Consider the following 12,066-nt stretch of genomic DNA (forward strand, 5'->3'; position numbering starts at 1 on the left):
CCGCATCTGGATAAAATTAGGAATTAGCGAACCAGTGAAGAAGAGAAAGAGATTCACAACTGGATAAAACTAGGAATCACTGTACCAGGTATAAGTTTTAATAAAAGCCATCTCCTTAAATACCCACTCAAAAATTACTCAGAGATCTTTACTTCCTTTTATCCATATAATATGAGCCTCTACCAAATGATATCAAATCAAAATTCTTGGATAGTATTTTTTGTATTGTTTTTTTTGACCTGATAACCTTACACCAATTATAAATAACATCCACAGTTATCCGTTTTTCAGGAAAAAGGAACCTAAACTCCTCTACACTCCTAAGTACCGCTGATTCTTTGTCCTCTACAAATCCACATTTTTTACAGACCAAAGTTTGTCTATTTGTATCTTCATAATCCAAGCACCCACACTTACAAACAATCCCCTTCTCTAACTCCTCATATGTGTAATCTGGCAGCCTCGAATAGGGATTCTTCGTTATATGCAAAGAAGCCAATTTTTTAGCTAATTCTATATGCCCCCCAGAAACCCTAGAAGTCGCACCTGCATCTATTTTTTTCAAAAATCGACCAAGTTGCGCATGAAATACAAAGGGGCCACTAACCGGTGCCTCATATAAATAAAATTCTGGGTTTATGAATATTACTTGAGATTCAACTGGTACATTAAACCTCAGTTCTTGGAGGAGTTGCCGAAATAATGATTCGCTACGAGAGATTTGGATGAGGGGATTTTTGATTTCTTTTCCATTAATTATGTGCAAGCGGCCATCTTTGATGTAATAGTCTCCTTCGTAGTTTTTTACTTCAAAGATGAATATTTTCTTTTGTGTGATAAGCAGGGAATCGATTTGGAATAGGGTGTTGTTCACTTTAAGGAGTAGGTCGTTTAATATGAGGCTTTCATTTGTGAGGCCTAAAAGCAACTGGTCAAACTGTTTTTCACCTAGCCAGCCTTTTTCGAGGGATACAAAATTGTTTTCATCTTCTTCTGCTAGTTTCTTATGAACTCGTATAGAGCGTAGTAACTCTAGTTCAATATTCTCACCACGTGGTTTAATAACTTTAACCAATTTACCACATCCTTTCAGCAATATTTTACAAAACAATTTGTATTTTTACAATATTTTCTGTTGCATTCTCGACCTGTATAAAACCGCATAGACTCCAAAAACTACTAACAAGGGAGTGAATGAGATGAGTGAAAATAGAATCAAATGGATCTTTAGAATATCACTATTATTACTAGCATTTTTGACAATCTATATTTTCTTAAAATTGGCTCCAGTCTGGCTCCCGATTGTGTTACTCTTAAAAACATTTCTAGTTCCTTTTGTTGTTTCTATTTTTATCGCTTACTTACTGCATCCTATAATCGAAAAAATCAGCAATCGTGGTGTACCGAGAGCACTAGCGATATTACTGATATATTTGTTTTTTTTCGGTGGAATTGGTTTTGCTATATACAAAGGGATTCCGGTGATTCTTGCACAACTCAAGGACCTTGCTGAGAGCTTCCCTGAATTCAGTAAGACCTACAGAGTCTGGTTAATAGAAATTGAATCAGGAAGTTCACAGCTTCCTGCTCTTGTTCACGCACAGCTTGATGATTTGCTTAATTCCTTAGAAAATTATGTAGATTATCTGCTTTCAAGGACAATTGAATTTTTGAAAGCATTGCTTAATTCAATTTTCATCATTGCCATTATTCCATTCATCGTTTTTTATTTGTTAAAGGACCACGACCAAATGATGAAAGCACTTTGGTATATAACGCCTCGAAAACTTAGAAAAGCAGGTCAGCTTTTTTTTCGAGATGTTGATGAGTCATTGGGGAATTATATTAGAGGACAGTTAATTGTTTGTTTGCTTGTTGGAACAACAGCCTCAGTCGCGTTTTGGATTTCAGGTATGAAATATCCCTTATTATTTGGAAGCATAGTGGGCATAACGAATATCATCCCATACTTCGGTCCGATTATTGGTGCGATACCTGCCGCCATTATTGCTGCAACAATTTCAATCAAAATGCTAATTATCGTTGTTTTTGTTGTGTTTGGCCTTCAGTTTATTGAAGGAAATCTGCTTTCACCAATTATTGTCGGAAAAAGCTTACGCTTGCATCCGATTGTAATTATAGCGGCGTTATTAGTAGGAGGAGAAGTTGGAGGAGTGGTGGGCCTTATTGTTGCTGTTCCGGTTGTTGCCATATTAAAGGTGTCTATCGTTCACGCGAAACAGCATTTTACAGTCGCTCGTAAGGAACAATAACACATTGAACGCCGGCGTTGACAAACATTTTTGACTTGAATATAATTGACAAGAACTAGGTAATACATAATGTGACAATTAAATCACGATTAGTGAAAACTATGAAGGAATCAGTATGTTACAGTACCATCAAACCAGAGAGAAATTTCCAAGGCTGAGAGGAATTTCGGATGAAGGGTAACAGAAAGCTACTCCTGAGTGTAGGTAAACCTACCGGTGAATACCGTTATCAATATACGAAGGTGATGGGCACTATTTCTTTGTGTCCGTAATCAGGGTGGTACCGCGAGCATACTCTCGTCCCTGTTTTTTAGGGGATGAGAGTATTTTTTTATGTCTAAAATGATATTGGAGGTAATGAAATGAAACAATTAACATCAGCTCAAGTTCGCCAAATGTTTTTGGATTTTTTCCAATCTAAGGGGCATGCAATAGAACCAAGTGCTTCCTTAGTTCCACATGAAGATCCGTCCTTACTATGGATCAATAGTGGTGTTGCTACTTTAAAAAAATATTTTGATGGACGTGTAATCCCTCAGAATCCAAGAATTTGTAATGCACAAAAATCAATTCGTACAAATGATATTGAAAATGTAGGAAAAACAGCACGCCACCATACTTTCTTTGAAATGCTAGGAAATTTCTCCATTGGTGATTATTTTAAAGAAGAATCAATTGAATGGGCATGGGAATTCTTAACAAGTAAAGAGTGGATTGGTTTTGACCCAGAGAAGCTTTCTGTTACGATCCATCCTGAAGATGATGAAGCATTTGAGCTTTGGAATAAAAAGATTGGAATTCCTGAGGAGCGAATCATTCGTCTAGAAGGAAACTTCTGGGATATTGGTGAAGGTCCAAGTGGTCCAAATACAGAAATCTTCTTTGATCGGGGCGAGGAATTTGGAAATGACCCGAACGATCCAGAATTATATCCAGGTGGAGAAAATGAACGTTATCTAGAAATATGGAACCTTGTGTTCTCGCAATTTAACCATAACCCAGATGGTTCTTATACGCCACTTCCTAAAAAGAATATTGATACAGGAATGGGTCTAGAAAGAATGTGCTCTGTTATTCAAAACGTGCCTACAAACTTTGACACAGATCTTTTTATGCCGATTATTGAGGCAACTGAATCCATTTCAGGTGAAAAATATCGTCAAGCAAAAGAAAAGGATGAAGCATTTAAGGTTATTGCTGACCACATCCGTACAGTTACATTTGCAGTAGGAGATGGAGCGCTTCCTTCCAATGAAGGGCGTGGCTATGTTCTTAGACGTCTATTAAGACGCGCTGTACGATATGCTAAACAAATCTCAATCAACCGTCCATTCATGTATGAACTCGTCCCAGTTGTAGGGGAGATTATGGTTGATTTTTATCCGGAAGTGAAAGAGAAGACTGAATTTATTCAGAAAGTCGTGAAAACGGAAGAGGAACGCTTCCACGAAACTTTACATGATGGACTAGCAATCCTATCAACTGTTATTCAAAAGGAAAAAGCAAAAGGCAGTGACACTATTCCAGGTGCAGATGTATTCCGCTTATATGATACGTATGGTTTCCCTGTTGAACTAACAGAGGAATACGCTGAAGAAGAAGGTATGAAAGTCGACCACGATGGCTTTGAGCGTGAAATGGAAAATCAACGTGAAAGAGCAAGATCTGCTCGTCAAGATGTTGATTCCATGCAGGTCCAAAGCGGGGTTCTTGGTGAAATTAAAGTTGAGAGTACGTTCGTTGGCTATGATGAACTTGAGGCTGATTCAATTGTTCTTGTAATTGTAAAAGACGGTGAATTAGTAGAAAGCGCAAACGAAGGTGACGAAATTCAGCTTATTTTAGACAAAACACCTTTCTATGCTGAGAGCGGTGGACAAATCGCTGATGAAGGTACAATTGAAAACGAAAATACAAAACTAGTTGTAAAAGACGTTCAAAAAGCGCCTAATGGACAAAACCTTCATCGAGTAGTTGTTGAACAAGGAAGTTTAACAAAAGGTGACAAGCTTCATGCGAAGGTTGACCAAGAGAATCGTGCGGGGGTTATTAAAAACCACACGGCAACTCACTTATTACATCAAGCATTAAAAGATGTGCTCGGTGCACACGTAAACCAAGCGGGTTCACTGGTAACATCAAATCGTTTACGTTTTGACTTCTCTCATTTTGGTCAAATTAAACAAGACGAGATTGAGCAAATTGAAGCGATTGTGAACGAAAAAGTTTGGAGCAGCATCCCGGTTAATATTGACTATAAATCGCTAGCTGAGGCAAAAGAGATGGGAGCAATGGCCCTTTTCGGTGAAAAATATGGCAACATCGTTCGTGTTGTTCAAGTTGGTAACTATAGTTTAGAGCTATGTGGTGGATGTCATGTACCAAATACATCAACTATTGGGTTATTCAAGATAGTTTCTGAGTCCGGAATAGGCGCAGGTACTCGTCGTATTGAAGCTGTAACTGGTGAAGCGGCATACCATGTAATTAATGATCAAGTTAAAATGCTGCAGGAAGTTGCTAACCTTTTAAAAACAAAGCCGGCAGAAGTTCCAAGTCGCATTGAAGCATTACAACATGAAATTCGTAATTTACAACGTGAAAATGAATCACTTTCAGCGAAACTTGGCAATATAGAAGCTGGTAGCCTTGTTGAAAAAGCGAAAGAAATTAATGGGGCAACTGTTTTATATAGTAAGGTAAATGCCCAAGATATGAATAATCTTCGTGCAATGGTTGATGACTTAAAGCAGAAGCTTGGCTCAGCAGTAATTGTCTTAGGTTCTGTTAACGAAGACAAGGTAAACTTAACGGCTGGTGTAACAAAAGACTTGATTGATAAAGGTTTCCATGCAGGAAAATTAATTAAGGAAGTAGCAACTCGTTGTGGCGGCGGCGGCGGTGGCCGTCCTGATATGGCGCAAGCGGGTGGTAAAAATCCAGAACAGCTTGAATCTGCATTACAATATGTAGAAGAATGGGTAAAAAATATCTAAAAGATGTCAATTTGTATCATTCTGTCTAAAGGAATGCTACAAATTGTCACTTCTTGTTTCTATTTAGTTGTGATTAGTGTACAATGAGTGGTAAGATTTACATGTACGGATGCGGACACCAGAATCTAAAGAGTGAGGTGCAAAACTTGAGCTCATTTGATAAAACGATGAAATTCAACTTTCCAGAGGAACCAGTTGAAACCAATGTTAATGAAGTATTATTCAATGTTTATGATGCTCTTCAAGAAAAAGGATACAATCCAATTAATCAAATTGTAGGGTACTTGTTATCCGGAGATCCTGCATACATTCCACGTCATAATGATGCAAGGAATATCATCCGAAAGCTTGAACGAGATGAAATAATCGAGGAGTTAGTGAAGTCGTATTTAAAGATCCATCGTGAGGGGTAAAACGAATGAGGATTCTCGGTTTGGACGTCGGCTCAAAAACAGTCGGTGTCGCCGTCAGTGATGAAATGGGCTGGACTGCTCAAGGTATTGAAACAATCAAGATAAATGAAGAACGACAGCAGTTTGGCTTAGAAAGACTTGGTGAAATTATCAAGGAATATGAAGTAGAATCTGTCGTAATTGGTTTACCTAAGAATATGAATGGAACTATTGGACCACGTGGTGAAGCCAGTCAATATTATGCTGATATGGTACAGGAGAAATTCGGTTTGCCTGTTGAATTGTGGGACGAGCGTCTCTCAACAGTAGCAGCTGAACGAGTCCTATTATCAGCGGATGTAAGTCGAAAAAAGCGAAAGCAAGTCATCGATAAAATGGCTGCAGTCATGATCCTCCAGGGGTATCTAGATAGTAAAAATTAATGAGGTGGATTAACATGGAACATGGTGAAAAGCAAATAACAGTAATTGACGAGCAAGGAAATGAAATTCTTTGTGAGGTATTATTTACATTCGAATCAGAAGAATTTGGAAAGTCATACGTCCTTTACTATCCTGTAAGTGATGAGAATGAAGATGAGGAAGATATCGAAATTCACGCTTCAAGCTTTAGCCCTTCTGAAGACGGAGAAGATGGTGAACTTAAACCAATCGAAACTGAAGAAGAATGGGACCTTGTCGAAGAAATGCTAAATACATTCCTTGATGAAGAAGGAGAAGAATAAAAACAGCCGCGGGCTGTTTTTTCTTTTTCTCCAACTTATGGCTTACAAAATTAAATAGATAAATAAAAAAGCACAAAATTTTTAGAAAAAACTGCAAAAATATAGTGAATTCTCCCTAAAATTGACGAATTAGATAAAAAAATGTAGTATAATAATTCGAGTGAGGGGAGGATTTTCGATATATGTCTGATAACGAATCGAAAAAGGATTTATATAAAAAGAATTTGCAAGAACGGCATAGAGAAGCCAAAACAATCCGTAAAATTGTGTTTATCGTATTTATCGTTATATTAGTAGTTTTATCTGGAATAATTGGCGGAGGCTATTTATATATAAAATCAGCACTTGAGCCTGTTGACCCTACAAATAAAGAACCAATCGAAGTAACTATACCAATTGGTTCGTCGCCAACAGCGATTGCAAGAATTCTTGAAGAAAATGATATTGTAAAACATGCAAAAGTTTTTCGTTACTACACGAAATTTAAAAATGTATCTGGTTTTCAGGCTGGAGAATATACATTTAATCAATCTATGAACTTTGATCAAATCATTGAAAGTCTGAAATCAGGAATCCTTATGGGAGAACCAGCTTTTAAACTAGTGATACCAGAAGGAAAACAACTTGAAGAAATAGCAATAATTATTGCGGAGCAAACAGGCTATACTAAGGAAGAAATCATGGAAAAGGTAGACGACCCTACCTATATTAAAGACTTGATTAGCAGGTTTCCGAATACATTATCGGAAGAAATTTTAAATAAGGATATTAAACATCCACTTGAAGGTTATTTATTCCCAGCAACCTATCCATTCTATGAGAAAAAGCCTTCAATAGAATCCATTGTCGAAACAATGCTAGAGCAAACTGATAAAATCCTAGTAAAATACGTAGGGCTAATGGAAGGGAACAACTATATTGATTCTACTCATAAACTATTAACCATGGCGTCGTTAATAGAAGAAGAGGCCACGGCACAAACAGATCGTGAACAAATTTCTAGCGTATTTTATAATCGTCTAGATAATGGAATGCCACTTCAAACCGACCCTACTGTTCTTTATGCATTAGGAGAACATAAAAAACGTGTTCTATATGATCATCTTGAAGTGAATTCGCCATACAACACATATAAAAACCAAGGTTTAACACCTGGACCGATTGCAAATGCAGGTGAATCATCCTTATCAGCGGCTTTAAACCCTGCAGAGACGGATTATCTATATTTCTTAGCTGCTCCAACAGGAGAAGTGTATTACTCCAAGACATTGGACGAGCATAATGCTAAAAAAGCACAGTATATAACTAATCAACAATAAGTAACTAGGGAACCCAATATGGCGTTCCCTTTTTCTTTATGGTAAAATAAGTTGAAATTATTATCATACAAAAATAAAAAAGCAAAATTACTGCACTTTTTAACCAATACCACCATACTGAAATGGAGGTTTTTTTCTTGTTATCAAGCAAAATAACCAATTATCTAGAAGCTCTATTTCCCAAAAGAGACGAAAACATTCAAGAAATTGAACATTATGCAAAAGAAAACAATGTACCAATTATGGAACTAGTAGGCATTGAAACAATGCTTCAAATATTGCGTATATCCGAGCCTAAGCAAATATTAGAAATTGGAACAGCGATTGGCTATTCTGCTATTCGGATGGCTCAGGCACTTCCAAATACGAAGATTGTCACAATTGAAAGAGATCAAGAAAGATACGAAAAAGCCCTTGAAAATATCGAGCGAACAGGGACAGGCTCACAAATTGAAGTGATTTTCGGTGATGCTCTTGAAGCAGCTGAAGAAGTAAAGAAACATGGTGAATTTGATTGCATCTTTATCGATGCTGCTAAAGGGCAATATCGACATTTTTTTGACATCTATGAAAAATGCCTTTCAAAGGATGGTTTAATTGTTACGGATAATGTACTATTTAAAGGGCTTGTTGCAGAGGAACAAATTGAGAGTAAAAGAATAAGAAATCTCGTAACAAAAATTAAATCGTACAATGAATGGCTCCTCGCACACCCAGATTATCTGACTACTATCTTACCTGTTGGGGATGGGGTTGCATTAAGTAAAAGAAGAGGTGTAACGGAATGAAGAAACCAGAGTTACTGGTGACTCCTACATGTGTAGAAGATATTGAACCATTAATTAATGCTGGTGCTACAGCTTTTATTATAGGTGAACAAAGATATGGTTTGCGTCTTGCTGGTGAATTTAACCGCGAGGAAATTGTAAAAGCGGTTGAGGTTGCTCATGCACATGACGCAAAAATATATGTTGCAATGAATGCCCTTTTTCATAATGAAAAGGTCCCTGAGTTAGGAGACTATGTAGCGTTTCTACGTGATAGTAATGTTGATGCGATTGTTTTTGGTGACCCTGCGGTACTGATGACTGTAAAAGAGGTAGCACCAGAAATGAAACTTCACTGGAATACTGAAACAACAGCGACAAATTGGTATACATGCAATTACTGGGGCAGAAAAGGCGCAAAGCGTGCGATTCTTGCTCGTGAGTTAAATATGGATGCAATTGTTGAAATAAAGGAAAATGCAGAAGTTGAAATTGAAGTTCAAATACATGGAATGATGTGTATGTTCCAATCGAAACGTTCATTAGTTGGAAACTATTTCGAATATCAAGGCAATGTAATGGAAATTGAAAATCGTAAAAAAGAAAAAGATATGTTTCTATTCGATGAAGAGCGTGGTAATAAATATCCTATTTTTGAAGACGAAAATGGCACTCATATCATGAGCCCAAATGATGTGTGTATTGTCGATGAATTGGAAGAAATGATTGATGCTGGTATAGATAGCTTTAAAATCGAGGGGATTTTAAAATCAAATGAGTATCTGATTGAGGTTACAAAAATCTATCGAAAAGCAATTGACTTATGTGTCGAAAATCGTGATGAGTATGAAGATATTAAGGATGACCTATTAACAAAACTTGAAGAACTTCAACCAATTAATCGCCCACTAGATACAGGTTTCTATTTTAAAGAAACGGTTTACTAATAAGTGATAAAGGAGGAATATGTATGACAGCAGTTGTAAAAGAACCTATTTCAAAGATAGTAGACGGCAAACGTGTAATTGTTAAAAAGCCTGAATTGCTTGCTCCAGCAGGTAACCTTGAAAAACTAAAAATTGCTGTTCATTATGGTGCGGATGCTGTTTTTATCGGTGGTCAAGAATACGGACTGCGTTCAAATGCTGATAATTTTACACTAGAAGAAATCGCAGAAGGTGTGGAATTTGCAAAAAAATATGGTGCGAAAATCTATGTTACGACAAATATATTTGCTCATAATGAAAATATAGATGGATTAGATGAATACTTAATCGGACTAGAAAATGCCGGAGTATCTGGAATTATCGTAGCAGATCCACTTATTATTGAAACATGCAAGCGAGTGGCTCCAAAAATGGAAGTACACTTAAGTACACAGCAATCACTTTCTAACTGGAAGGCTGTTCAATTTTGGAAGGAAGAAGGCTTAGAACGTGTTGTTTTAGCACGTGAAACAAGTGCCGAAGAAATTAAAGAAATGAAGGAAAAGGTCGATATTGAGATCGAAACTTTTGTTCATGGTGCGATGTGTATTGCCTATTCTGGACGTTGTACATTAAGTAATCATATGACAGCACGTGATTCGAATCGTGGTGGTTGTTGTCAATCATGTCGATGGGATTATGAATTATTTAAAATGGACGAAAATGAAAATGAAGTAGCCCTATTTGGTGAAAATGATGCTCCATTTGCAATGAGTCCAAAAGACTTAAAGCTTATCGAATCGATTCCACGCATGATTGAATTAGGAATTGATAGCTTGAAAATTGAAGGACGAATGAAGTCAATTCACTATATAGCAACAGTAGTAAGTGTTTACCGTAAAGTGATCGATGCGTATAGTGCTGATCCAGATAATTTCGTCATAGATAAAGAGTGGCTTAAAGAACTCGATAAGTGTGCAAATCGTGAGACAGCTCCTGCCTTCTTTGAAGGGGTTCCTGGTGTATCAGAGCAAATGTATGGTACACATAGTAAAAAAACAACTTATGATTTTGCAGGTCTCGTGTTAGACTATGAAAAGGAATCAGGAATTGTAACGTTACAACAACGCAATTACTTTAAAAAGGGAGACCAGGTTGAATTTTTCGGCCCTGAAATTGACAACTTCACACAAACAGTTGAGACGATTTGGGATGAGGACGGAAACGAAATAGAAGCTGCGAAACATCCATTGCAAATTGTTTCGTTTAAAGTGGACAAGCCTGTTTATCCAAACAACATGATGCGAAAGGGGAAGTAAGATGAGCAGAAAGCCAATTGTCATTGGCATTGCTGGGGGCTCAGGATCTGGTAAGACAAGTGTTTCAAAAGCCATTTATGAGCATTTTAGAGGCCATTCAATCATGATGATTGAGCAGGATTCCTATTATAAAGATCAAAGTGATATACCTTTTGAAGATAGATTAAATACAAATTATGATCATCCACTGGCTTTTGATAATGATTTACTCATTGAGCATATTAAAAATCTTCTTGAATATAAAGGTATAAGAAAACCAGTTTATGACTATAAATTTCATACAAGGTCTTCTGAAGTGATCAATGTTGAACCTAAAGATGTCATTATTTTAGAAGGAATTCTTGTTCTTGAGGATGCAAGATTACGCGATTTGATGGATATTAAGCTATATGTTGACACGGATGCCGATATCCGCATCATCCGAAGAATGCTACGTGACATAAAAGACCGTGGACGTACGTTAGAATCTGTTATCGAACAGTATGAAACAGTGGTTCGTCCGATGCATAATCAATTCGTTGAACCAACGAAACGATATGCAGATATCATTATCCCCGAAGGTGGACAAAATCACGTTGCAATAGACTTAATGGTAACAAAAATTCAAACAATTCTTGAACAAAATGTCATTTTGTAATAACATAACAGAGAAAAAGGTGTTATGATAGTACAATCAATAAGGAAAGGAGTGGTGGTAATTTTCTACCATTCCTTTCCCTACATACAGTAAAGAAAAAAATTCGTACTACATATTTTAACTTAAAAGCAATCACAGGGGGATTGTAACGACTACAAGGAGTGAAGGGATTATGGTAGAGAAAGTATTTCCTATGACATTAGAAGGAAAGCAAAAATTAGAGCAGGAATTAGAGCATTTAAAGACAGTTAAGCGCAAAGAAGTAGTTGAGCGCATTAAAATTGCAAGAAGCTTTGGGGACCTTTCAGAGAACTCAGAGTATGACTCTGCGAAAGATGAACAAGCATTTGTTGAAGGACGTATTACAACAATTGAAAATATGATTCGTAATGCAAAGATCATTGAAGAAGATGCTGACAGTGCTGGTCGTGTCTCACTAGGAAAATCAGTGACGTTTATTGAACTTCCAGATGGTGAAGAAGAAACATATACAATTGTAGGAAGTGCAGAAGCAGACCCATTTGAAGGGAAAATTTCAAATGACTCTCCAATTGCAAAAAGCCTTTTAGGCAAACATGTTGGTGATAAGGTAACTGTTCAAACTCCAGGTGGAGAAATGCTTGTCGAAATCACTAAGATTGACTAATATCGACATTGCATCAGGTCTTTTTATAACATTTTAATATGTATAA

Annotated in this window: 12 protein-coding genes and 1 other annotated feature; of the genes, 11 read left to right on the forward strand and 1 reads right to left on the reverse strand. The window is 36.9% G+C overall.

The window, feature by feature from the left end:
* Positions 1-148: 148 nt before the first annotated feature.
* Positions 149-1,075 carry a nuclease-related domain-containing protein gene (locus tag CKJ95_RS04320; protein WP_099352167.1) on the reverse strand — a complete coding sequence of 309 codons (927 nt, stop codon included), beginning with the start codon at positions 1,073-1,075 and terminating at the stop codon, positions 149-151.
* 124 nt (positions 1,076-1,199) lie between these two features.
* On the opposite strand from CKJ95_RS04320, the gene CKJ95_RS04325 reads away from it, so the two are divergent.
* The 11 genes from CKJ95_RS04325 to greA all read left to right on the forward strand — a co-directional run bounded on the left by CKJ95_RS04325 (position 1,200) and on the right by greA (position 12,020).
* Positions 1,200-2,273, forward strand: coding sequence for an AI-2E family transporter (locus CKJ95_RS04325; RefSeq protein ID WP_099352168.1), 1,074 nt, complete (start codon positions 1,200-1,202; stop codon positions 2,271-2,273).
* Between the two features lie 92 nt (positions 2,274-2,365).
* Positions 2,366-2,581, forward strand: a binding site (T-box leader).
* A 54-nt stretch (positions 2,582-2,635) separates the two neighbouring features.
* Positions 2,636-5,269, forward strand: coding sequence for an alanine--tRNA ligase (gene alaS / locus CKJ95_RS04330; RefSeq protein WP_099352169.1), 2,634 nt, complete (start codon positions 2,636-2,638; stop codon positions 5,267-5,269).
* Positions 5,270-5,415: 146 nt separating this feature from the next.
* Positions 5,416-5,682: an IreB family regulatory phosphoprotein gene (locus tag CKJ95_RS04335; RefSeq protein WP_010678229.1), complete on the forward strand. Its 267-nt coding sequence runs from the start codon at positions 5,416-5,418 to the stop codon at positions 5,680-5,682.
* 5 nt (positions 5,683-5,687) lie between these two features.
* Entirely contained in the window at positions 5,688-6,104 is a 417-nt protein-coding gene (gene ruvX / locus CKJ95_RS04340; protein ID WP_099352170.1) for a Holliday junction resolvase RuvX, read from the forward strand.
* A gap of 14 nt (positions 6,105-6,118) precedes the next feature.
* Positions 6,119-6,406 (forward strand): DUF1292 domain-containing protein, encoded by a 288-nt coding sequence (locus tag CKJ95_RS04345; protein ID WP_099352171.1) that lies wholly within the window; start codon positions 6,119-6,121, stop codon positions 6,404-6,406.
* Positions 6,407-6,588: 182 nt separating this feature from the next.
* Positions 6,589-7,725, forward strand: coding sequence for an endolytic transglycosylase MltG (mltG, locus tag CKJ95_RS04350; RefSeq protein WP_099352172.1), 1,137 nt, complete (start codon positions 6,589-6,591; stop codon positions 7,723-7,725).
* A gap of 137 nt (positions 7,726-7,862) precedes the next feature.
* The gene (locus CKJ95_RS04355; RefSeq protein ID WP_099352173.1) at positions 7,863-8,513 is read left to right on the forward strand and encodes an O-methyltransferase; all 651 of its coding nucleotides are present in this window, start codon (positions 7,863-7,865) and stop codon (positions 8,511-8,513) included.
* Positions 8,510-9,439: a peptidase U32 family protein gene (locus tag CKJ95_RS04360; protein ID WP_099352174.1), complete on the forward strand. Its 930-nt coding sequence runs from the start codon at positions 8,510-8,512 to the stop codon at positions 9,437-9,439. The genes CKJ95_RS04355 and CKJ95_RS04360 overlap by 4 nt, the downstream gene beginning before the upstream one ends.
* Positions 9,440-9,462: 23 nt before the next feature.
* Entirely contained in the window at positions 9,463-10,737 is a 1,275-nt protein-coding gene (locus tag CKJ95_RS04365; protein WP_099352175.1) for a peptidase U32 family protein, read from the forward strand.
* 1 nt (position 10,738) lies between these two features.
* Positions 10,739-11,374, forward strand: coding sequence for a uridine kinase (udk, locus tag CKJ95_RS04370; RefSeq protein WP_099352176.1), 636 nt, complete (start codon positions 10,739-10,741; stop codon positions 11,372-11,374).
* Positions 11,375-11,543: 169 nt separating this feature from the next.
* Complete coding sequence (gene greA / locus CKJ95_RS04375; protein WP_099352177.1) at positions 11,544-12,020, forward strand: transcription elongation factor GreA; 477 nt, start codon at positions 11,544-11,546, stop codon at positions 12,018-12,020.
* Positions 12,021-12,066: the final 46 nt, after the last annotated feature.

Origin of the sequence: Fredinandcohnia onubensis (assembly GCF_002734285.1) — a bacterium.
Classification (GTDB): Bacteria; Bacillota; Bacilli; order Bacillales; family Bacillaceae_L; genus Ferdinandcohnia; species Ferdinandcohnia onubensis_A.